General features: G+C 71.6%; 22 protein-coding genes. 14 read left to right on the forward strand and 8 right to left on the reverse strand.

Annotation, left to right across the window (positions count from 1 at the left end):
- The first annotated feature begins 169 nt into the window (after positions 1-169).
- On the forward strand, positions 170-976 hold the full coding sequence (locus J5V16_RS05090) for a class I SAM-dependent methyltransferase (RefSeq protein WP_208494972.1): 807 nt from the start codon (positions 170-172) through the stop codon (positions 974-976).
- Between the two features lie 27 nt (positions 977-1,003).
- Here the strand turns inward: J5V16_RS05090 and J5V16_RS05095 are convergent, their stop codons facing one another.
- Positions 1,004-1,441: an ASCH domain-containing protein gene (locus J5V16_RS05095; protein WP_208494973.1), complete on the reverse strand. Its 438-nt coding sequence runs from the start codon at positions 1,439-1,441 to the stop codon at positions 1,004-1,006.
- Positions 1,442-1,515: 74 nt separating this feature from the next.
- Entirely contained in the window at positions 1,516-1,812 is a 297-nt protein-coding gene (locus tag J5V16_RS05100; RefSeq protein ID WP_208494974.1) for a DUF1330 domain-containing protein, read from the reverse strand.
- Between the two features lie 102 nt (positions 1,813-1,914).
- Here J5V16_RS05100 and J5V16_RS05105 point away from each other — a divergent pair, with 102 nt between their 5' ends.
- Both J5V16_RS05105 and J5V16_RS05110 read left to right on the forward strand, forming a co-directional pair.
- Positions 1,915-2,340 carry a winged helix-turn-helix transcriptional regulator gene (locus J5V16_RS05105; RefSeq protein ID WP_208494975.1) on the forward strand — a complete coding sequence of 142 codons (426 nt, stop codon included), beginning with the start codon at positions 1,915-1,917 and terminating at the stop codon, positions 2,338-2,340.
- 78 nt (positions 2,341-2,418) lie between these two features.
- A complete protein-coding gene (locus J5V16_RS05110; protein WP_208494976.1) occupies positions 2,419-3,525 on the forward strand; it encodes an epoxide hydrolase family protein in 1,107 nt (368 codons plus the stop codon).
- 52 nt (positions 3,526-3,577) lie between these two features.
- Here the strand turns inward: J5V16_RS05110 and J5V16_RS05115 are convergent, their stop codons facing one another.
- Positions 3,578-4,003 (reverse strand): peptidase inhibitor family I36 protein, encoded by a 426-nt coding sequence (locus J5V16_RS05115; RefSeq protein WP_208494977.1) that lies wholly within the window; start codon positions 4,001-4,003, stop codon positions 3,578-3,580.
- A gap of 333 nt (positions 4,004-4,336) precedes the next feature.
- Here J5V16_RS05115 and urtA point away from each other — a divergent pair, with 333 nt between their 5' ends.
- From urtA to J5V16_RS05165, 10 genes are all read left to right on the forward strand, one after another.
- Positions 4,337-5,602, forward strand: a complete 1,266-nt coding sequence (urtA, locus tag J5V16_RS05120) for an urea ABC transporter substrate-binding protein (protein ID WP_208494978.1) — start codon at positions 4,337-4,339, stop codon at positions 5,600-5,602.
- A 28-nt stretch (positions 5,603-5,630) separates the two neighbouring features.
- Positions 5,631-6,515, forward strand: coding sequence for an urea ABC transporter permease subunit UrtB (gene urtB / locus J5V16_RS05125; protein WP_208494979.1), 885 nt, complete (start codon positions 5,631-5,633; stop codon positions 6,513-6,515).
- On the forward strand, positions 6,512-7,588 hold the full coding sequence (gene urtC / locus J5V16_RS05130; RefSeq protein ID WP_208494980.1) for an urea ABC transporter permease subunit UrtC: 1,077 nt from the start codon (positions 6,512-6,514) through the stop codon (positions 7,586-7,588). Before urtB ends, urtC begins: the two co-directional genes overlap by 4 nt.
- Positions 7,585-8,355 (forward strand): urea ABC transporter ATP-binding protein UrtD, encoded by a 771-nt coding sequence (gene urtD, locus J5V16_RS05135; protein WP_208494981.1) that lies wholly within the window; start codon positions 7,585-7,587, stop codon positions 8,353-8,355. The genes urtC and urtD overlap by 4 nt, the downstream gene beginning before the upstream one ends.
- Positions 8,339-9,028, forward strand: coding sequence for an urea ABC transporter ATP-binding subunit UrtE (urtE, locus tag J5V16_RS05140; protein ID WP_208494982.1), 690 nt, complete (start codon positions 8,339-8,341; stop codon positions 9,026-9,028). The genes urtD and urtE overlap by 17 nt, the downstream gene beginning before the upstream one ends.
- Complete coding sequence (locus J5V16_RS05145) at positions 9,025-9,738, forward strand: GntR family transcriptional regulator (protein ID WP_208494983.1); 714 nt, start codon at positions 9,025-9,027, stop codon at positions 9,736-9,738. The genes urtE and J5V16_RS05145 overlap by 4 nt, the downstream gene beginning before the upstream one ends.
- Before the next feature lie 30 nt (positions 9,739-9,768).
- Positions 9,769-13,344, forward strand: a complete 3,576-nt coding sequence (gene uca / locus J5V16_RS05150; protein WP_208494984.1) for an urea carboxylase — start codon at positions 9,769-9,771, stop codon at positions 13,342-13,344.
- A 27-nt stretch (positions 13,345-13,371) separates the two neighbouring features.
- Positions 13,372-15,045 (forward strand): allophanate hydrolase, encoded by a 1,674-nt coding sequence (atzF, locus tag J5V16_RS05155; protein ID WP_208494985.1) that lies wholly within the window; start codon positions 13,372-13,374, stop codon positions 15,043-15,045.
- A gap of 41 nt (positions 15,046-15,086) precedes the next feature.
- Positions 15,087-15,323, forward strand: coding sequence for a ribosomal protein L7/L12 (locus J5V16_RS05160; protein ID WP_208494986.1), 237 nt, complete (start codon positions 15,087-15,089; stop codon positions 15,321-15,323).
- Positions 15,324-15,400: 77 nt separating this feature from the next.
- Complete coding sequence (locus J5V16_RS05165) at positions 15,401-15,844, forward strand: hypothetical protein (RefSeq protein ID WP_208494987.1); 444 nt, start codon at positions 15,401-15,403, stop codon at positions 15,842-15,844.
- On the opposite strand, the gene J5V16_RS05170 is transcribed toward J5V16_RS05165, so the two are convergent.
- Genes J5V16_RS05170 through J5V16_RS05185 form a run of 4 tightly spaced genes read right to left on the reverse strand, consistent with a single transcriptional unit; the run spans position 15,841 to position 19,430 of the window.
- Positions 15,841-16,344 carry a methylated-DNA--[protein]-cysteine S-methyltransferase gene (locus J5V16_RS05170; protein ID WP_243900742.1) on the reverse strand — a complete coding sequence of 168 codons (504 nt, stop codon included), beginning with the start codon at positions 16,342-16,344 and terminating at the stop codon, positions 15,841-15,843. The two genes, J5V16_RS05165 and J5V16_RS05170, sit on opposite strands and share 4 nt — an antisense overlap.
- A complete protein-coding gene (locus J5V16_RS05175) occupies positions 16,341-17,843 on the reverse strand; it encodes a DNA-3-methyladenine glycosylase 2 family protein (protein ID WP_208494988.1) in 1,503 nt (500 codons plus the stop codon). The genes J5V16_RS05170 and J5V16_RS05175 overlap by 4 nt, the downstream gene beginning before the upstream one ends.
- Before the next feature lie 50 nt (positions 17,844-17,893).
- Entirely contained in the window at positions 17,894-18,868 is a 975-nt protein-coding gene (locus J5V16_RS05180; protein ID WP_208494989.1) for a tyrosine-type recombinase/integrase, read from the reverse strand.
- A 28-nt stretch (positions 18,869-18,896) separates the two neighbouring features.
- Positions 18,897-19,430, reverse strand: coding sequence for a DUF1697 domain-containing protein (locus J5V16_RS05185; protein ID WP_208494990.1), 534 nt, complete (start codon positions 19,428-19,430; stop codon positions 18,897-18,899).
- Positions 19,431-19,504: 74 nt separating this feature from the next.
- Between J5V16_RS05185 and J5V16_RS05190 the strand changes: the two genes are divergently transcribed.
- Positions 19,505-19,924, forward strand: a complete 420-nt coding sequence (locus tag J5V16_RS05190) for a secondary thiamine-phosphate synthase enzyme YjbQ (RefSeq protein WP_208494991.1) — start codon at positions 19,505-19,507, stop codon at positions 19,922-19,924.
- On the opposite strand, the gene J5V16_RS05195 is transcribed toward J5V16_RS05190, so the two are convergent.
- Entirely contained in the window at positions 19,921-20,886 is a 966-nt protein-coding gene (locus tag J5V16_RS05195; protein ID WP_307792862.1) for an aldo/keto reductase, read from the reverse strand. The two genes, J5V16_RS05190 and J5V16_RS05195, sit on opposite strands and share 4 nt — an antisense overlap.
- Positions 20,887-20,960: the final 74 nt, after the last annotated feature.

Raw genomic sequence — 20,960 nt, forward strand, 5'->3', positions numbered from 1 at the left:
GGGAGTCATCTCAGCAGGTTCGCCGCCCGCTCGCAATCGCGTATCGTCGGCCGCGGTTGTGGTTGGGGCGCAACCGGGGTACGGGGGTAGGGCGTGGTGTACCCGTACGCGAAAGCAGTGAGCACTCAGTGATGGCCGGGGTTCGACAAGAACGCGGAAGGACCATGCGATGCAGGGACAGACGACCGATGAGCGGTTCCAGAAGGTCGACAACTACCGCAGCGAGGATGGTCTCGCGGCCCGGCAGGGGCTCTACCAGTACAAGACCCCGGATTACGACCTGCCGGGTGTCGTGGTCTCGAGGGTCGGCCAGCAGCCGGGGCGGGTGCTCGATGTCGGGTGCGGCAACGGGCGCTACACGGGGCGGCTGCGGGAGTCGTTCCCTGGCGCGGAGGTGATCGGGGTGGATCTCGCGGAGGGGATTCTGGCGGCGGTGCCGGAGCCGACGGTGGTGGCGGATGTCGCCGAGCTGCCGTTCGAGGACGGTTCGGCGGAGGTGGTGCTGGCGATGCACATGCTCTATCACGTGCCCGACATTCCGGCCGCGCTCGACGAGTTGCAGCGCGTGCTCGCGCCGGACGGGGTCCTGTTCGTCTCGACGCTCGCTGCAGACGACAAGCAGGAATATGTGCCGATCTGGCAGGACGCGGCACGGGAAGTGCTCGGGGGCGAGGTGCGGATGGCGTTGACGTCACTGCTGGAGCGGTTCTCGCTGGAGACGGCGGAGTCGATGCTGGCCGAGCGGTTCGAGACCGTGGCGCTGCACGACCTCCCAGGGGTGATCGAGGTGCCCGAGCCGGGGCCGCTGATGGCGGCGTTCCGGTCCGAGGAGGACTTCATCGGGTTGCCGCCGGGTGATTTCGAGCGGTTGATGGGCGCGATCGAGCAGCGGCTGGAGGCGCACTTCGCCGATCACGAGGTCCTGCGGGTCACCAGTCGCAGCGGGATTCTCGAGTGCCGGGGCGCGAAGGGCTGACCTGCGTCGGTTGCGCGCGTCAGAGGATCAGCGGAGATCGGCGATAAGGCGGAACCGCATGAGGACGACGGGCGTGGCGTCGTCGATGGCGAAGTCGGGGTCGTCGAGTTCGCCGCGCATGTCGTCACTGGTCCAGAAGGCCTCGTGATTGGCGCGCCACGTCTCCAGCGTGCGGTCGCCTTCGCCTTCGGCGATGGCGTGTTCCAGCGGGACTTCGGCGAGGGGCGCGATGCGGACGTCGGTGGTCTCGATGACGGCGACGGGATGGCCGTCGGAGTCGATGACGACCTCTTGCTCGCCGGGCTCGGGCAGCGGGTGGGTCTCGTATTCGACGGCGAGGCCGGTGGTGGCGGTCTTGCGGCCGTCGAGGATGGCGGCCACGAGTCGGTCGCGCAGCGGGCCGGGGAAGGCGAACTCGGATTTTGGGAGTGCGGCGATCTCAGCGGCGGTGGGGCGGTCGGTCATGGGCTGATCGTACGAGGACCGGAGCGCAGGGCGCTCCGGTCCTCGCCCCTTCAGGACTTCGGTGACAACCTCGGTCAGTCGAGGCCTTCGACGATGCGGAAGTCGCGTTCGAAGCCGTCGGGGAGTTCGTCCAGCGCTTTCTGGTAGACCGTGCTTGCGCGTGCGGCGACTGCTTGTTCGTAGCTGTCGAACTCGATGAGGACGACGCGTTCGGGGAGGCCGGCCTCGTGTGCGTCGATGCGGCTGCCGATGCCGGCGAGTACGCGGCCGTTTGCGGCTCTGACGGCTATGCCCGCGAGTTCGTTGTAGGTCTCCAGTTTCATCGGGTCTTCGATGGTGGGGTAGACGCTGACCCAGTAGCCCTTGGGCATGGTGCCTCCAGTGGTGGGATGGGTGCTTCGTTTTTCGAAGCATCGTTTCGATGTGGGATACTACTGCTTCGAATTTCGAAGCGCAAGTATTGACGGAGGGTTATGGACGCGTCGCCGACGCCGATGCCGGGTCGACCGGTCCGTGGTTCCACTACGGGCCGATCGCTGATGGCGGCGCTCGATCTGTTCGGGCGGCGCTGGACGTTGCGCATCATCTGGGAGCTGGGAGACGGGCCGCTCGGGTTCCGGTCGCTGCAGCGGCGGTGCGATGGCATGTCGTCCAGTGTGCTGCGGCAACGACTCGCCGAGCTGCAGGAGGTTCGGCTCGCGGAGGTGTCGGACGACGGCGGCTATGCGCTCACCACACTTGGTCACGAGGCCCGTGAGGCTTTGGATCCGCTCATTGATTGGTCACAGCGGTGGGCTGCGGAGCTTGCCGATGACGCTCCGACCGCCGGAGACGGCCAGCGCGACCTTTTATCGAGTCCTTTATCGGTGATGGCGGCGACAGATCGTTCGTGGTTCTAACGAATGTGTTATCGTTAGTGTCACGAACGTTAATTGCCCGAATCATCGGGCGAGCGCGACCCCCAGGAGTGCATCACCATGAGCGCCGACGACACCGCCATCCGCCCCTTTCGCATCGATGTCCCGCAGGCCGACCTCGACGACCTCGACGACCGGCTCTCGCGCACCCGCTGGCCCAACGAGGTCGCCGACGCCGGGACCGACTACGGGTTCCCTCTCGCCCGGCTCAAGGCGCTGGCCGAGTACTGGCGCACCGGGTTCAGTTGGCGCGAGCAGGAGGCGAAGCTCAATGAGCTGCCGCATTTCACGACCGAGATCGAAGGGCAGAACATCCACTTCGTGCATGTCCGGTCCGAGGACCCCGACGCCCTCGCGCTGGTGCTCACGCATGGCTGGCCCGGGTCGTTTCTGGAGTTCCTCGACGTGATCGAGCCGCTCTCGCGCGATTTCCACCTCGTGGTCCCCTCGATTCCCGGGTACGGCTTCTCCGGGCCCACGCATGAGCGCGACTGGGGTGTCCCGCGGGTCGCGCGGGCCTGGGCTGAGCTCATGCGGCGCCTGGGGTACGAGCGGTACGGGGCGCAGGGCGGTGATTTCGGTTCGGGGGTGTCGATCGCGTTGGGCGCGTTCGCGCCGGAGCATGTCGTGGGGGTTCATGTCAACTACTTGCCGACGCGGCCGGACCCTGATGCCGGGCTCGAGTTGTCCGTTTCGGACGAGGCGCGGCTGGACGCGGTGCGGGCGCTGATGGCGAATCGTCCGCCGTACCAGGCGCTGCAGGCGCTCACGCCGCAGACCATCGGGTACGCGCTCACCGATTCTCCGGTCGGCCAGCTCGCGTGGATCGCCGAGCGGTTCGCGCAGTGGACGGACCCGGCGACGCCGGTGAGCGATGAGCGGATGCTCACTGATGTCTCCCTGTACTGGCTGACCGCGACCGCCGCCTCGTCGGCCCGGCTGCACCGCGATAGTCAGCGCGGTGCGAGTGTGGCGTGCGGGGTGCCGTTGGGGGTGGCGGTGTTCGCGTATGACATCACGTTGTCGGTGCGGCCGCTTGCTGAGCGGTTGTTCGATGTCCGGCGTTGGTCGGAGTTCGGGCGGGGCGGGCATTTCGCGGCGATGGAGGTGCCGGAGGCGCTGGCGGGGGATGTGCGGGCGTTCTTCTTGGCGCGGTTGGGGGAGTAGGGCGACAGAGTGGGGCCGCCGGATCGCCGGCGGCCCCTTTTTTCGTGTGTTGCTAGGCGGGGACCCAGACGCTCAGGGGTTGGATGCCGAGGTCGGGGATGGCGCTGTTGCCGGGGACGAGGTAGGGGCCGCCGCCGCAGTCGTCGTTGGGGAAGAGTGCGGCGGCGTTGTCGTTGGTGTTGATGGCGGAGTTGACGCGGCCGGCCCAGCCGTGGTCGACGAGGCTGACGCAGGTGCCGGGTTCGACGAGTGAGCTGACGGTGAAGCGTTCGCCGGTGTAGTTGTCGCCTTCGAAGAGGCAGAGGGTGTCGGTGAAGGGGCATTCGCCGGCGGTGGTGGTGTCGGCGGGTGCGGCTGTCGCGGGTGTGGCGGCGGCGAGGATGGCGGCTGCGGCGAGTGCGGGGGCGAGGTAGGTGAGGCGGCGGGTGTTGGCGGTGGCTTGGGGGTTCTTGCGCATGCGCAGTTCTCCTTTGGTCACGCGTTGCGTTGTGGGGGAAGCATATCGGGGTGGTGGGGGGCTGGTCAAAGTTTGTTTGCGGGGGCGTCCGAACTCACCTAGGTATCGATGTATTTCGATTGTTCTCACTCTCGGGGTGTGGGGTCGTGCGCGCTTTTTTACGCTCCGGCAACGGGAGTTCACCGGGCCGTTCTTGACGCGCACGGCGGTGAAACATCGCGCCCCTAGCTTGAACCCATAGCGGATACGACGCTGTATACGCACCTGTACACCGCCGCTGCCTGCGGCGACACCCCTTGCGGTCCCGGGTCCCCATCCGCCCGGGCTTCCCTGCGTGAAAGGTCGAACCCCCGTATGCCACAGCGTTCCACGATCACCCGCCTGGCCCGCGCCACCGGCGCCGCCGCGGCCGCCTGCGCCCTTCTCGCCACCGCCGCATGCGGTTCGCGGGCGGGAGAGGAGACGCAGGCGGCCGAGTCCTGTGTCGACACCTCCGGCGACACCGTCAAGGTCGGCGCGCTCAACTCCCTGTCGGGCACCATGGCCATCTCCGAGACCACCGTGCGCGACGCCATCTACCTCGCCGTCGACGAGATCAACGCCGCCGGCGGCGTCCTGGACAAAAAGATCGAGATCGTCGCCGAGGACGGCGCGTCCGAGCCGACCGTGTTCGCCGAGAAGGCGGAGAAGCTCATCCGCGAGGACTGCGTCGCGGCGGTGTTCGGCGGCTGGACCTCGGCCTCGCGCAAGGCGATGCTGCCGGTCTTCGAGGACAACGACTCGCTGCTGTACTACCCGGTCCAGTACGAGGGCCTGGAGGCGAGCGAGAACATCTTCTACACGGGTGCGACCACGAACCAGCAGATCATCCCCGCGCTTGACTACCTCGCCGAGACCGGCGTCAAGTCGCTGTACCTGGTCGGGTCCGACTACGTCTTCCCGCGCACCGCGAACGCGATCATCAACGCCTACGCCGAAGCGCACGGCATCGAGGTCCTCGGCGAGGACTACGTGACGCTCGGCTCCACCGAGTTCTCCACCATCGTCAACCAGGTCAAGTCCGCCGGGGCCGACGCGGTGTTCAACACCCTCAACGGCGACTCGAACGTCGCGTTCTTCCGCGAGTACGCCAACGTCGGGCTCACGGCCGAGCAGATGCCGGTCATGAGCGTCTCGATCGCCGAAGAGGAAGTCGGCGGCATCGGCGTGGAGAACATCGAAGGGCAGCTGGCGGCCTGGAACTACTACCAGACCGTCGAATCGCCCGCGAACGCCGCGTTCGTCGCGGCGTTCAAGGCCGAGTACGGGGCCGACCGCGTCACCTCCGACCCGATGGAGGCCGCGTACACCTCGGTGCACCTGTGGGCCGCCACGGCCGAGAAGGCCGGGTCGTTCGCCGTCGCCGACATCCAGGGCGCGGCCGACGGCGTCTCGTTCGACGCCCCTGAAGGGACGGTCGTCATCGACGGCGCGAACCACCACGTCACCAAGACCGCGCGCATCGGCGAGATCAGCGCCGACGGCCTGCTCCACACCGTGTGGGAGTCCGAGGGCGCGATCGAACCCGACCCGTTCCTCGACGGCTACGACTGGGCCGCCGACCTCACCGTCAGCAAGTAGCCGTGCGGGCGATCAGGAAGGACACACCATGGACCTGCTCGTAGGACAGCTGTTCACCGGGCTGAGCACCGGATCGATCCTGCTGCTGGCGGCGCTGGGCCTGTCGCTCACGTTCGGCCAGATGGGCGTGATCAACATGGCGCACGGCGAGTTCATCATGGCCGGCTGCTACACCGCCTATGTCGTGCAGCAGATCGCCGGGGACGCCGGCGTGTCCCTCCTGATCGCCCTGCCGCTCGGCTTCGCCGTCGGCGGCGCCATGGGCCTCGTCCTCGAGGCCCTGCTCATCCGCCACCTCTACCACCGGCCCCTCGACACGCTCCTGGTGACCTTCGGCGTCGGACTCATCCTCCAGCAGGTCGCCCGGGACGTCTTCGGCGCTCCCGCCGTGAACGTGTCCGTCCCCCCGGCCCTGCGCGGCGGCGTCGACCTCCTCGGCGTCACCGTCCCCAAGACCCGCCTGTTCATCATGGGCCTCGCCATCGTCGCCGTCACCGCCGTCGCCCTCGTCCTGCGGTTCACCCCCGCCGGGCGGCGCATCAGGGCCGTCGTGGGCAACCGCGACCTCGCCGAGACCGCCGGGATCTCCTCCCGCGCCGTGGACGCCGGCACGTTCTTCATCGGCTCCGGCCTCGCCGGCGTCGCCGGCGTCGCCTTGACGCTCATCGGCTCGACCAGCCCCACCACCGGCCAGTCCTACCTGGTCGACGCGTTCCTCGTCGTCGTCGCCGGCGGCCTGGGCCGCATCAAAGGCGCCGTGGTCGCCGCCGTCGCCCTCGGCGCCACACAAGCGGTCTTCGAGACCTACTCGACCGCGTCCCTCGCCAAAGTCGGCGTCTTCATCGTCATCGTCGTCTTCCTGCAGCTGCGCCCCCAAGGCCTGTTCACGCTGCGGACCAGGAGCCTCGCATGAACCGCTTCTTCGCCTCGCGCCCGGGCACCTGGGCCGGGTTCGCGGCCGCCGCCGCCGTCCTGTTCGGACTCGCGCCCCTCGTCCTGTCCGGATTCCGGCTCGGCCTGCTCGCCCAGTTCCTCTGCTACGCGATCGTCGCCGTCGGCATCGGACTCGCCTGGGGCCGCGGCGGCATGCTCACCCTCGGCCAAGGCGTCTTCTTCGGCATGGGCGCCTACCTCATGGCCATGCACCTCAAAATGGCCGACGCCGCATTCCGCAACGGCCCCGGCGCCGTCCCCGACTTCATGGAACTCGCCGGCATCCGCGAACTCCCCGCCTACTGGGCCCCCTTCGCCTCGCCCGTGTTCACCATCGCCGCGATCCTCCTGCTGCCCACCGGCTTCGCCGTCCTCCTCGGCCTCGCCGTCTTCAAACGCCGCGTCAAAGGCGCCTACTTCGCGATCCTCTCCCAAGCCCTCGCCGGCGCCTTCGCGATCCTCCTCATCGGACAGCAGTCCCTCGGCGGGTTCAACGGCCTCTCCCGGTTCCGGTACTTCTTCGGCTACAACCTCGACGACCCGGTCAACCAGCAGATGCTCTACTACATCGCCGCCGGCGTCCTCCTCGCCGCCGTCGCCATCGCACTCCAGCTGCGCCGCTCCCGCTACGGCGAACTCCTCCTCGCCGTCCGCGACGCCGAAGCACGCGTCCGCTTCCTCGGCTACGACGCCGCCAACATCAAGACCGTCGCCTACGCCACCGCCGCACTCTTCGCCTCCGTCGCCGGCGCCGTCTTCGTGCCCATCGTCGGCATCATCTCCCCGGCCTCCATCGGCATCGTCCCCTCCATCATGTTCCTCCTCGGCGTCGCCATCGGCGGCCGCGCCACCCTCCTCGGCCCCGTCCTCGGCGCCCTCGCCGTCTACTGGGCCCAGACCACCCTCTCCGAACAGTTCCCCTCCGGCTGGGTCTACGCCCAAGGACTCCTGTTCGTCCTCGTCATCGCCCTCCTCCCCGGCGGCATCGCCTCGATCACCGCCCTGGCCAAGAGGATCCCGACCAAACGAGCCCCCGCGGAGGCCGCAGCATGAACACCATCGCACTGACCTGCACCGACATCACCGTCGACTTCGACGGCTTCAAAGCCGTCAACGGCGTCGACCTCGAACTCGCCCGCGGCGAAGTCCACTTCCTCATCGGACCCAACGGCGCCGGCAAGACCACCCTCGTCGACGCCATCACCGGCCTCACCCCCTACACCGGATCCGTCACCAAAGACACGCCCGGAACCGGCGCAGTCGAACTGCGCGGCAAGAAGGTCCACCACATCGCCCGCACCGGCATCGGCCGCACCTTCCAGACCGCCACCGTCTTCGACAACCTCACCGTCGCCCAGAACCTCGACATCGCCGCCGGCGCCCACCGCACCCCCTGGACCCTCCTGCGCCGACGCCGCCACCTCCCCGAAACCGTCACCGCCACCATGGACCGCATCGGCCTGACCGGCCACGCCGACACCCCCGCCGGCATCCTCGCCCACGGCCAGAAGCAATGGCTCGAAATCGGCATGCTCCTCGTCGGCGACGCCGACGTCCTCCTCCTCGACGAACCCATCGCCGGCATGGGCCACGACGAACGCGAGACCACCGGGCGACTCCTCCACGACATCGCCGCCGACCGCGCCGTCGCCGTCGTCGAACACGACATGGACTTCATGCGCGCCTTCGCCTCCCGCGTCACCGTCCTCCACGCCGGCGCCGTCCTCGCCACAGGATCGGTCGACGACGTCTCCACCGACCCGCGCGTCCAAGCCGTCTACCTCGGCACGAAGGAGACCGCCGATGCTCACACTGCGTAACCTCACCTGCGGATACGGCCGCACCCCCGTCGTCCACGACGTGAACCTCGACGTCGGCACCGACCAAGTCGTCGCCGTCATGGGCCACAACGGCGCCGGCAAGACCACCCTCCTGCGCGCCGTCGTCGGCCTCCTCCCCGCCATGACCGGCACCATCGAACTCGACGGCCGCGACCTCACCCGCACCCCCACCCACCGACGCATCGCACACGGCATGGCCTACGTCCCCCAAGGCCAGCAGTGCTTCGCCCACCTCACCGCCGGCGAGAACCTCCGCCTCGTCGCCGACGGCCGCAAACACGGCAAGACCCTCATCGACGAGCAACTCGACCGCTTCCCCGCCCTCCGCCCCCTCCAAAACCGCCAAGCCGGACTCCTCTCCGGCGGCCAGCGCCAGCAGCTCGCCATCGCCCGGGCCCTCATCACCGAGCCGCGCCTGCTCATCCTCGACGAGCCCACCGAAGGCATCCAGCCCAACGTCGTCGCCGAGATCGAAGCGGCGATCGTCGACCTCGCCCGGTCCGGCCTGTCCGTGCTCCTGGTCGAACAGCACCTCGGGTTCGCACTCCAAGCCGCCGCACAATACGCGGTCCTGCGGTCGGGGCGGGTCGCGTCGCACGGGGCGACCGGCGCCGGCGCCCGCGAGCGGGTCCGAGAGGCGATGGCCATATGAACACGGCTTTCACGCCCCTGCCCGATGTGGACGAGCCGCTCGCGGCGCGCGTCTATGTGGCGTTGCGCGCCGACCTGATGGCCGGGCGGTACGAGCCGGGCAAGCGCCTCGGTGAAGAACGGCTCGCCGGGAACTACGGCGTCTCGCGCACCCCCGTGCGCGAAGCGCTCAGCCGACTCTCCGCCGACGGGCTCGTCTCGCGCGAAGTCGACGGGCTCTACCCGTACCGGCCGCGGATCGACCAGCTCAACGACCTGTACGAAGTGCGGTTGACCCTCGAGCTGCGGGGCCTCGCGCGCGCCGCCGCCGACCCCGCGATCACGCACGACGCGGATCTGCTGGGGCCGGAGCTGGAGCGGTGGTACCGGCTGCGGGACGCCCCGCCGGGCCCCGACGCCGGGTTCGTCGAATCCGACGAGCGCTACCACCTGACGCTCCTGGCCGCCTCCGGGAACGCCCAGTTGGCGGAGTCGCTGAAAGCGGTGAACAACCGGATCCGCCCGGCGCGGATGTTCGACTACTTCACCGCCGAGCGGATGGCCGACACGATCGAGGAGCACATCGCGATCGCCGAAGGGGCCCTGGAGGGCCGGTACGCGGAGGCCACGGCGATCCTCACCCGCCACATCGAGACCTCCCGGTCGATCGTGGTCGGCCGCGCCGAGGCCGCCCTGACCTGGGCGCACCTGGCCAACGCCGTCCGCCCCTGAACCGAAGCTGAACTGGAAGCGAGACCTGTCGTGTTCGACCGCATCCTCATCGCCAACCGCGGCGAGATCTCCCGGCGCATCACCCGCACCGCCCACCGGCTCGGCGCCGCCACCGTCGCCGTCTACTCGGAGGCCGACGCCGCGTCCCTGCACGTGCGGGACGCCGACGCGGCGGTGTGCGTGGGCCCGGCCGCGCCCGCGGAGTCCTATCTGAACATCGATGCAATCCTGTCGGCGGCGAAGGACACCGGCGCGCAGGCGATCCACCCCGGGTACGGGTTCCTCGCCGAGAACGCCGAATTCGCGCGCCGCTGCGCCGAAGCCGGACTCGTGTTCATCGGCCCCACCCCCGGGCAGCTCGAACTGTTCGGCGACAAGGTCACCGCCCGGGCCGCCGCGACCGCCGCGGGCGTGCCCCTCGCCGCCGGCACCGGCGCCCTCCCCACCCCTGCAGCCGCGGTCGCCGCGGCCGAGCGGATCGGCTACCCCGTCATCGTCAAGGCCTCGGCCGGCGGCGGCGGCATCGGCATGAGGGTCGCCCGCGACCCGGGCGAGCTCGCCGACGTGTTCGCCACCGTCAAGCGCCTCGCCGCCGACAACTTCGGCGACGACGCGGTCTACCTCGAGCAGTACGTCCGGCGCGCGCGCCACGTCGAAGTGCAGGTCTTCGGCGACGGCCGCGGCCGGGTCGTGTCCTTGTCCGACCGCGACTGCACCCTGCAGCGCCGCCACCAGAAAGTCATCGAAGAGGCCCCCGCCCCCGGCCTGCCCGAGGCCGTCCGAGGACAGATGCACGCCGCCGCCCGCGCCCTCGCCGCCTCGGCCCACTACCAGTCCGCCGGCACCGTCGAGTTCATCTACGACCCCGAACGCGAGACCGCCTCGTTCCTGGAGTGCAACACGCGCCTCCAAGTGGAGCACCCGGTCACCGAGGCGGTCCTCGGCATCGACCTCGTCGAATGGATGATCCGCGCCGCCGCCGGCGACACGGCCTTCCTCGACGGCCTGCCCGACACCGGCCCCGCCGTGCACGGCGCCGCGGTCGAAGCGCGCGTCTACGCCGAAGACCCCGCCCGCGACCACCTCCCCTCCGCCGGGCTCCTCACCTGCGTCGACCTCCCCGCCCGCGCCCGCGTCGACACGTGGATCGCGCCCGGCCTCGACGTCCCCGCCACCTACGACCCCATGCTCGCCAAGATCATCACCACCGGCGACACCCGCGCCGCCGCGTGGGCCGCCCTCGCCGACGCCTTGGGCGAGACCAGGATCGAAGGCGTCCACACCAACCTCGGGCAGCTCGCCGCCGCCGCCGTCGATCCCCGCGTCGCCGCCGTCGCCCACGACACCGGCACCATCGCCACCATCACCGACACGACCCCGCGCATCGACGTCATCGCCCCCGGCGTCCTCACCACCGTCCAGGACTGGCCCGGCCGGCTCGGGCACTGGCAGGTCGGCGTCCCCCCGTCGGGGCCCATGGACGACTACTCCTTCCGGCTCGGCAACCGCGCCCTCGGCAACCCCGAGGGCGCCCCCGGCCTCGAATGCACCATCGCCGGCCCCACCCTGCGCTTCAGCGCCCCCGCGACCGTGTGCGTCACCGGCGCCCCCGCACCCCTCACCCTCGACGGCGAGCCCGCACCCCAATGGGAACCCCTCGAAGTGCCCGCCGGGGGCGTCCTCGCCGTCGGCGCCGTCACCGACGCCGGCGCGCGCACGTACGTGCTCTTCCAAGGCGGCCTCGACGTCCCCCGCTTCCTCGGCTCGGCCTCGACGTTCCCGCCCGGGCGCATCGGCGGCTACACCGGCGACCAGCTCCGCGCCGGCGACCGCCTCCTCCCCGCCGCCACCGAACCCCGAGCCGCCCAAGCCGTCCCGGTCACCGACCGGCCCGATTTCACGCACGCGTGGACCCTCGCCGTCACCCCCGGGCCCCAGCCGGCCCCGCACTACTTCACCACCGGCGACATGGCCCGGATCTACGACGCGGCATGGACCGTCCAAGTCCACGCCGGACGCTCCGGCGTCCGCCTCGACGGACCCCGGCCCCAGTGGGCGCGCACCGACGGCGGCGACGCCGGCCTCCACCCCTCCAACCTCCACGACAACCCCTACTCCGTCGGCACCGTCAACTTCACCGGCGACACCCCCGCCCTCCTCGGCCCCGACGGGCCCAGCCTCGGCGGCTTCGCCTGCCCCTTCACCGTCACCACCGCCGACCGGTGGAAACTCGGGCAGCTGCGCCCCGGCGACACCGTCCGCTTCCTGCCCGTCGACGAACCCGAAGCCGACCGCCTCCGCGCCCACCCCCTCGCCCCGCCCCGCCCGCTCGATCGCGCCGAGCACGACACCGCCACGCTCGCCGCGACCGACGCGAGCCAGGACCGGCCCGCCGTCGCCTACCGGCGCGCCGGCGACGACGCGCTCCTCCTCGAATACGGGCCCATGCACCTCGACCTCGGCCTGCGCATGCGCGTCGGCGCCCTCATGGACGCCCTCGCCGCCGCCGCACCGCCCGGACTCATCGACACCACCCCCGGAGTGCGGTCCCTCCACCTGCACGTCGACCCCGACATCCTGCCGATCCGCACCCTCACCGGGCTCCTGGTCGAACTCGAGCAGGACCTGCCCGACATCAACGACATGACCGTCCCGTCACGGGAAGTGCGGCTCCCCATCTCCTGGAACGACGCCGTCGTCGACGAGGCCATCGCCCGCTACACCACCAACGTCCGCGACGACGCCCTGTTCAACCCCTCCAACATCGAATTCATCCGCCGCATCAACGGCCTCGACTCGATCGAGGACGTCGCCCGCATCGCCACCAGCGCCGAATGGCTCGTCCTCGGCCTGGGCGACGTGTACCTCGGCGCGCCCGCCGCCGTCCCCGTCGACCCCAGGCACCGGCTCGTCACCACCAAGTACAACCCCGCCCGCACCTGGACCGCCGAAGGCACCGTCGGCATCGGCGGCTCCTACATGTGCGTCTACGGCATGGACTCGCCCGGCGGGTACCAGCTCGTCGGCCGCACCGCACCCATCTGGGCCGGCCTGCGGGACCTCCCGTCCTTCCACGACGGCCTGCCCTGGCTCCTGCGGTTCTTCGACCGCGTCGTCTTCGAACGCGTCAGCGAGGAGCAGCTCGCCGAGACCCGCCGCGAACTCGCCGCCGGACGGACCCGGATCGACATCCGCCCCGGCACCTTCGCGTACGCCGACTACCGGCGGCTCCTGGCCGACAACGCCGCCGGCATCGACGCGTTCCGCACCCGCCAAGCCGCCGCGTTCGAGGCCGAGCGGCAGCGGTGGGCCGACGCCGGCGAATTCGACCGCGACCACACCGAACCCGCCCCCCACACCGGGCCCGCGGTCGACCTCGCCGCCGGCGAGACCCTCGTCGAAGCGCCCATGGCCGCCAGCGTCTGGCGCATCGACCTCTGCGAAGGCGACACCGTCACCGCCGGGGACACCGTCGTCGTCCTCGAAGCGATGAAACTCGAGATGCCCGTGACCGCACCCGTCACCGGGACGGTCACCCGCGTCCTCGCCCGGCCCGGCGACCAGGCCGCGCCCGGCACACCGCTGCTCGTGATCGCCGACCGGTAGACGACCGACCATCAGACAGGGGAATCCGTGAACACCACCAGCGCCGCCCAGCGGGTGCGGGACGCCTACGCCCGCATGCAGGAAGCCGACCGGCCCGAAGCGTGGATCGCCGTGCGCGGCCTCGACGACCTCCTCGCCGAAGCCGCCGCCGTCGACGCCGCCCTCGCCGCCGGGGAGGACCTGCCGCTGGCGGGGACCGTGTTCGCCGCGAAGGACAACATCGACGTCGCCGGCCTCCCCACCACCGCCGCCGCGCCCTCCTTCGCGTACGAACCCGAACGGGACGCCACCGCCGTCGCGCGCCTGCGCGCCGCCGGCGCGATCTGCCTGGGCAAGACCAACCTCGACCAGTTCGCGACCGGCCTGGTCGGCACCCGCAGCCCCTACGGGCCGGTCCGCTCCGCCCACGACGAGGCCCTGATCTCGGGCGGGTCCTCCTCCGGATCAGCCGTAGCGGTCGCACTGGGCATCGCCGACTTCGCGCTCGGCACCGACACCGCCGGGTCCGGGCGGGTCCCCGCGGCCCTCAACGGGCTCATCGGCGTCAAAGCCACCCTCGGGCTCGTCCCCGTCGACGGCGTCGTCCCCGCCTGCGCCTCCTACGACTGCCTCACCGTCTTCGCCCCGGGCCTCGACCTCGCCGCCGCCGCGATGCGCACCATGACCGGCCCCAGCCCGGCCGACCCCGCCTCCCGGCCCTGGCCCGCCGACACCCCCCTCGCCGCCCCGCCCGCACCGCGCATCGCGCTCCCGCACCCCGACGCGCTCGCCGCCCTCGACCCCGACTTCCGGCCCCTGTGGGCCGAGGCGGTCGCGCGGCTCGAAGCGACCGGCGCCCGCACGGCCGTCATCGACGTGCAGCCGCTGCTCGACGCCGCGCTCCTGCTCTACGAAGGCGCGCTCGTCACCGAGCGGTACGCGGCCTTCGGGCACCGGCTCGACGCCGACGACACCGACCCCACCGTCGCCGCGATCGTGCGCGGCGCCTTGAAATACTCCGGCGCGGACCTCGCCGCCGACCAGCAGCGCCTGCGCGCCACCCGCCTCGAAGCCGCCGCGCTCCTCGACGGGTTCGACGCGCTCGTGCTGCCCACCGCGCCCCTCCACCCCTCGCTCGCCGACGTCGCCGCCGACCCCGTCGGCGTCAACGCCCGCATGGGCACCTACACCAACTTCGTCAACCTCCTCGACATGGCCGCCATCGCGGTCCCCGCCGGGCGGGCCGGCACGAAAGGGTTCGGCGTCAGCCTCATCGTCCCCGCCTTCGCCGACCAGATCGCCCTCGACCTCGCCGCCCGCCACCTCGGCACCTACGCACCCGCCTACGCGCCAGGCGGGTGCGACCTCGTCGTCTTCGGCGCCCACCTCACCGGCATGCCCCTCAACCACCAACTCACCGACGCCCGCGCCCGCCGCATCGGGGAGGTGCGCACCGCACCGGCCTACCGGATGCACGCCCTCGACACCGACCCGCCCAAACCCCTCGTCGTCCGCGCCGCCGCGGGCGGGGCGAGCCTGCCCGGCGAGCGCTGGCAGTTGAGCCCGGCCGCGCTCGGGCGGTTCCTCGACGGCCTGCCCGCACCCATGACCTTGGGCAAGGTCGAGCTCGACGACGGCACCTGGGCCACCGGGTTCTGCGCGGCCGAGGCCTCGGGGGAGGACATCACGGCCGCGGGCGGGTGGCGGGCCTGGCGGCAGTGACCGCCTAGCATGGTCGCCACCGCACCACCGGAAGGAACCCGATGCGCCACGACCCGACCCTGCAGGCCCTCGCCCGGATCGAACGCAAACTCGACCTCGTCATGCGCCACTTCGACATCGTCGACCACGCCCCGCCCGAGCCCGACCCGTTCACCGAGGTCCGCGACCTGGCCCGGCGCGGCAAGAAGATCCAGGCGATCAAGGTCTACCGCGAGATCACCGGGACCAGCCTCAAAGAGGCCAAAGACGCCGTCGAACGCATGGAAGCCGGCCACTGACATCCACTCGTGCCCCGCCGGTGCGGGGCACGAGTGGATGTGACGGTCACTCGCGGGATTCGGGTAGGGTCGCGGCCATGCAACCCCAGCCGCAGCCGACGGTCCGCCGCGCCCTCATCGCCGCCCTGTGGCTCGCGTGCGTCGCCGCCGGGCTCCTCGCCGCCGTCTGGGGTGTGGCCTGGGCGCTCGAAGGCGGCCCGCAGCCGAGCCTGGCCACCGTCCAGAGCGCCACGCACCTGGACTTCCCCGAGGACACCGAGGTGACCGACGCCGACCTGACGGCGATGGAGTCCCCGACCCCCGGCGACCGGGCCGAAGTCACCGTCGAGATCCCCTCGGACGACTTCGACGACTTCCTCGCCGGCAACGGCATGGACGCGCCGCTGCTGGCCGGGACGAGCCCGGGCGGGACCGCCACGGGCGTCATCCCGGCCGGATGCGACGACGAGATCTGCTGGGCCGCGACCATCATCGTCGAGCACGACGCGGTCACCGTCGAACTCGACGTCACCCTCATCTAGCCGAACAGGGCCGGCTCGCCCCGCTCGAGCGACAGCAGCCGCTCCTTGCGCCACAGGCCCCCGGCGTAGCCGGTGAGCTTCCCGTTCGCGCCGATCACCCGGTGGCAGGGGACGACGATCGCGATCGGATTGCGCCCGTTCGCCAGTCCGACCGCCCGCACCGCCTTGCGGTCCCCGATCCGCTCCGCGATGTCCATATAAGACACGGTCTCGCCGTAGGGGATGCGGCACAGCTCCTTCCACACCTTGTGCTGGAACGCCGTGCCGGCGGCGGCGAGCGGCAGGTCGAAGTCTTTCAAGTCCCCGGCGAAATAGGCCTCGAGCTGGTCGACGGCGGCCCCCAGGACCGGGGTGGCCTCCTCGGGCCCCCAGGCGTCCTTCATCTCCTCCACGCCCATGTGGACGTAGGTGACGCCCGCGTCGACCGCCGAGACGGCCATGAGCCCCAGCGGGGACTCCATCGTCAAATGCCTTGCGGTGGGATCAATCGCGGTGGTCATGCTGCGGTCTCCTTCACGGTGTCGGTCGGCAGGTGGTTCGTCGGATGCTCGCTCGAGGCCCACAGGTACTGGACGGCGTAGGCCCGCCAGGGCCGCCACGCCTGCGACCTCGCCTCCAGGGCCTTCCCCGCGCCCAGGTCGAGGTGCCGGGCGCCTTTGACGACCCCGAGGTCCTTGACCGGGAACGCATCCGGGTCCCCCAGCGCGCGCATGGCGATCATCTCGATCGTCCACGGCCCCACCCCCGGCACCCCGGCGAGGTCCTGCCGGGCCTTCGCCCAGTCCGCGCCGGGCCCCACATCGACCCGCCCCTGCGCGAGCGCCGCGGCGAGGCCCAGAACGGTGGCCTTGCGGCGGGCCGGCATCGGCAGATGCGCGGGATCGGCCTCGGCCAGCGCGGCCGGGGACGGGAACAGCCGGGTGAGGCCGCCGTCGGGGTCCTCGACCGGCTCGCCGTAGCGTTCGGCGAGGCGGGCGGCGACGGTGGCGGCCGAGGCGGTGGCGATCTGCTGGCCGATGACGGCGCGCAGGGCGTATTCGGGGCCGTCGGCTTTGCGCGGGACGCGCCGGCCGGGGGTCTTGGCGACGAGGGGGGCGAGGACGGGGTCGGCGGTGAGGGCTTCCATGGGGGCGTGGGGGTCGGCGTCGAGGTCGAGGGCGCGGCGGCAGCGGGCGACCGCGGCGGTCACGTCCCGCAGGTCGGCGACGCGGAGGCGGCATTCGATGTAGCCGGGTCCGGGGCGCAGGGCGGCGGTGCCGGGGCCGTGGGGCAGGCGCAGGGTGCGCCGGTAGGCGCCGTCGCTCCATTCTTCGACGCCGGGGGCGGCGGCGGCGGCGAGGTGCCCGAAGAGGTTGGAGGGCTCGAACGGTTCGCGGTAGGCGAGGCGGAGGGTGATGGCGCCGCCGCCGGGCGCCGTGCGGCCTTTGGCTTTGGCGCGCAGTTCGGTGGGGGAGCAGGCGAAGACGTCGGCGACGACGCGGTTGAAGGCGCGGATGGAGGCGAATCCGGCGGCGAAGGCGACCTGGCCCATGGGCAGGTCGGTGGATTCGATGAGGGTGCGGGCGACTTGGGCCCGTTGGGCGCGGGCGAGGGCGGCCGGTCCGGCGCCGACTTCGGCGATGAGGAGGCGTTCGAGTTGGCGCAGGGAGTAGCCGAGGCGGGCGGCGAGGCCGGCGGCGCCGTCGCGGTCGACGACGCCTTCGCCGATGAGGCGCATCGCGCGGGCGCACACGTCCGAGCGCCAGTCCCAGGCGGGGGAGCCGGGGGAGGCGTCGGGGCGGCAGCGTTTGCAGGCCCGGTAGCCGGCGTCCTGCGCGGCCGCGGCGGAGGCGTAGAACCGCTGGTGTTCGCGTTTGGGTTTGACCGCGGGGCAGGAGGGGCGGCAGTAGATGCGGGTCGAGGTGACGGCCAGGAACACCCAGCCGTCGAAGCGGGCGTCGCGGCCGGCGACGGCGGCCTGCAGCCGGTCGGTGTCGCCGAGGATCGCGTGGAAGTCCATGCCCCCAAGACTGCCTCCCTGGTACGACAACGGCTAGCCAGAAATCGACATCACGATTCGGGGAGCTGGAGTCGGTCGACCGCCTCGCGGGAGCGGCGGGCGGGGCGGCGGTCGTAGCGGGCGGTGGTGGCGGGGGAGGCGTGGCCGACCAGGGACTGGGTGATGGCCAGGTCGACGCCGGCGTCGAGGAGTTCGCCGATGAAGGTGCGGCGGAAGTCGTGCGGGGTGTGGCGGCGCTGCCCGGCCTCGACCAGGCGTTTCATGAGCAGGTCGGCGATGGCCTGCCCGGTCATGCCCGAGAGGTGCGTGCCGGTGCGGCGCAGCCGCCCGGCCTTGTTGATCGGGCAGAACAGGGCGCCGGGGTCGTTGCCGCGGATCTGCGTCCACCGGTCGAGGCGGGCCTGGGCGGCCTCGGTGACGTAGACGGCGCGCTCCTTGTTGCCCTTGCCGACGATGCGGATGGACCGCTCGGCCGGGTCGTAGTCGGCCAGGCGCATCGAGGCGATCTCCGAGCGCCGGCACCCCGTCGAGTACAAGGTGGCGAGGACGGCGGCGTCGCGGGCGCCGGCCGGGCCGGGGTCGGCGTCGCACGCGTACAGGGCCGCGCCGAGCGCTTCGGCGTCGACGGCCTGGCCGACCGGGAGCCGCTGGGCTTTGACCGGTTGCAGGTCGCAGGCGCGCTGGTAGTCCTCGGCGGCCATGAGGTCGAGCCGCCACGCTTCCTTAAGGACGCGGCGCAGGGCCGCGAGGTGCTTGTTGACGTACGCGCCGGACCAGCCCGCGTCGATCATCGCCGCCCGCAGCCGCGACGTGTGCTCGTAGCGCAGCAGATGCCACGGCTGGCCTTCGCCGACCGCTTCGGGGTCGCCCGAGAGCAGCTGGGCGATGCGGTCGAGGCAGCCGCGCATGGTCCGCCGCGACTCGGCCGACCCGAGCGTGTCGAGGTAGGCCCGGTACGGATCGGCGCCCGGCCCGCGGGGGGCGGGGGCGGCGGACCAGTCGACACCAATGAGTTCAGCGGCCATGCGTCCCACCATAACCCAAGCCCCGCAATCATTCTGGCGTCTCAGCGGCCATGTCCCGCAGCCGGCGGACCGTGCGCAGGTTCCGGGTCGTGGCCGCCGTGTCGCCCAGGGGCTTCCAGAACCCCGAACGGTCCAGCGTGGACTTCCCGAGCCCGTCCGGGTAGTACACCCACACCTCCGAGCCGGCCACGACCGCCTCCTCGGGCCGGCCCTCGGGGACGGCCAGCGCGGGCGCGGGCCCGGACAGGAACGTCACGGTCACCTTCGCTTCATCGAGGCCGCGCCCGGCGAACGGGTCGGCGTCGATGATGCGGTCGAGTTCGGCGCCGGTGCGGACCATGACCGGGACCCGGTGCCCGAACTCGGCCTCGATCACACCCGCGATCGCCTCGGCGACCGCTGTGGCGGTGGTGTCGGCGTCGAGGACGAGGTTCCCCGACTGGATGTAGGTGCGCACCCGGGCGAACCCGGCCTCGGTGAGCGCGGTGCGCAGGCCGGCCATGGGCACCTTGCGGTGCCCGCCGACGTTCACGCCCCGCAGCAGTGCCGCATAGGTCGTCACGATGTCCCCTCTCGCCGCAATGGACGCAACGTACCCCGACGGTACGACAGGCGCCGGCGTGGCAAGATCGCGTCATGAGCTCGGCGTTCCACACCACCACCATCGCCGTCCACACCGGACGCCGCGAGACCGTCACGGACCTCACCGGCGCCTGCGAGGCGTTCCTGACCGAGGCGGGCGCCCGCGACGGCCTGCTCAACGTGTTCGTCCCGCACGCGACCGCCGGGATCGCCGTCATCGAGACCGGCGCGGGGTCGGACGAGGACCTCCTGGACGCCCTCGCCGACCTCCTGCCGCGCACCGACCGGTGGCGCCACCAGCACGGCTCGACCGGGCACGGCAGGGACCACGTCCTGCCGGCCCTGGTCGCCCCGCACGCCACGCTCCCGGTCGTGGCCGGGCGCATCGCGTTGGGCACGTGGCAGTCGGTGCTGCTGGTCGACACCAACCGCGACAACCCCGACCGGACCGTGCGCCTGTCCTTCCTCGGCTAGGCCGCGTCGGTCATGCGCGCCCACTGCCCCGGGTCGAGCTTCAACTCGAGTCCGGCGGCGGCTTCGTCGAGCTGCGCGACCGACGAGACCCCGACCAGCGGGATGACCGGTGCGTCGTGCCCGGCCAGCCACGCCAGCACCACCTGGTTGCGCGAGGCGCCCGTCTCCGCCGCGACCTCGTCGAGCACGCGCAGGCGCGCGGTCGTGCCGGGGTGCTCGTAGTGGTCGCCGAGCGGCTTGGCCGGGTTGGTGTACGCGCCCGACAGGAGCGATGAGTACGCCAGCAGCGCCGCACCCGGGGTCGCGGCGATGAATTCCAGGTCCGTCGGCGCGGCGTGGACGTGCCCGCCCTCGGGCAGCACCGTCTCGGGCCGCGGCTTGAGGTACGAGTACCGGTTCTGCATCGCCGTGTACGCCGCCGCCCCCGTCCGGGCGGCGATGCCGCGGGCGCGCTCGACGCGCCACGCGGTGTGGTTCGACGCGCCGACCATGCGCGCCTTCCCGTCCCGCACCACCGCGTCGAAGCCCGCGACCGTCGCCTCCAGCGGCGTGCCCGGGTCGTCGCGGTGCGACCAGAACAGGTCCACCCGGTCGGTGCCCAGCCTGGCCAGCGACTCCTCGAGGCCGGTCGCGATCCGCTCGGGCGTCAACGGCTCCGAATGCTCCAGGCCCCCGCCCGGGAAGGACGGGCGGCGCCCCACCTTCGTGGCGATGACCAGGTCGTCCCGGTTGCCGCGGGCGGCCAGCCAGCGCCCCAGCAGCAGCTCCGACTCATCCCCGGTGCCGCCGTCGATCCAGAACATGTAGCAGTTGGCGGTGTCGATGAAATTGCCGCCCAGTTCGACGAACCGGTCCAGAATCGCGAAGCTCGTGGCCTCGTCCTGCACCCCGCCCAGGGCCATGGCCCCCAGGCACAGGCGCGAGACGCCGATCCGGTCCGGTCCCAATGCGATCCGCTCCACAGCGGTCTCCTCTCTTCCGGACCCCGACGCTAGGGCTTGGAGTGGACTCCAACGCAAACCCGCAGGCAGCGGCA

Origin of the sequence: Glycomyces niveus, from assembly GCF_017592475.1 — a bacterium.
Taxonomy (GTDB): Bacteria; Actinomycetota; Actinomycetes; order Mycobacteriales; family Micromonosporaceae; genus Glycomyces; species Glycomyces niveus.